This is a genomic window from Streptomyces sp. IBSBF 3136 (assembly GCF_036815105.1).
Classification (GTDB): domain Bacteria; phylum Actinomycetota; class Actinomycetes; order Streptomycetales; family Streptomycetaceae; genus Streptomyces.
Map to the genome: position 1 here is coordinate 1 of NZ_JAJSZC010000489.1, position 759 is coordinate 759.

The 759-nt window shown below is 69.4% G+C and carries 1 protein-coding gene; it reads right to left on the reverse strand.

Translation table 11 applies throughout. The annotated features are described in order from the left end of the window. Positions 1-759: ketoacyl-synthetase C-terminal extension domain-containing protein (locus V7E45_RS40395; protein ID WP_333779263.1), on the reverse strand; the 759-nt coding region annotated here is incomplete at both ends.

Below are 759 nucleotides of genomic sequence, written 5' to 3' on the forward strand. Positions count from 1 at the left end.
CCGCGGCCACCTCGTCGAAGGCCGACGCGAACGCCGGGAAACGGCCGGCCAGTTCATGACCCATCCCGAGCCGTTGCGCACCCTGCCCCGTGAAGAGGTAAGCCAGCTTGCCCGCGACCGAGGGCAGCGCACCGACATCACTCAGCCCCCGCAGCAACTCCTCACGCTCCGACCCGACCACCACGGCCCGGTGCCCGAACCGCGCACGCCTGCCGAGTGACCAGGCAACGTCCACTGGACGCAGCGCCTTCCGCTCCGCCACGTACGCCCTGAGCCGGCCGGCGGAAGCGGTCAGGGCCTCGGGCGTCTTCCCGGAGAGCGCCCATGCCACCGATCGGACATCGTCAGCGACAGGTGCCACCTCAACGGCCGGTGGCTGCTCGACGATCACATGGGCGTTGGTCCCGCTGATCCCGAACGACGACACCGCCGCCCGACGCGGACGCCCCTCAACCGCCACCCACTCCCGGGCCTCGGCCAGCAACTCCACCGCACCCGCCGACCAGTCCACCTGACCCGACGGCTCATCCACATGCAAGGTCCGCGGCAACACACCATGCCGCATCGCCAGCACCATCTTCATGATCCCGGCCACGCCCGCAGCAGCCTGCGTATGACCGATGTTCGACTTGATCGACCCCAACCACAACGGCCGACCCTCCGACCGCCCCTGCCCGTACGTCGCCAACAACGCCTGCGCCTCGATGGGATCACCCAGAACAGTCCCCGTCCCGTGCCCCTCCACCACATCCACATCCA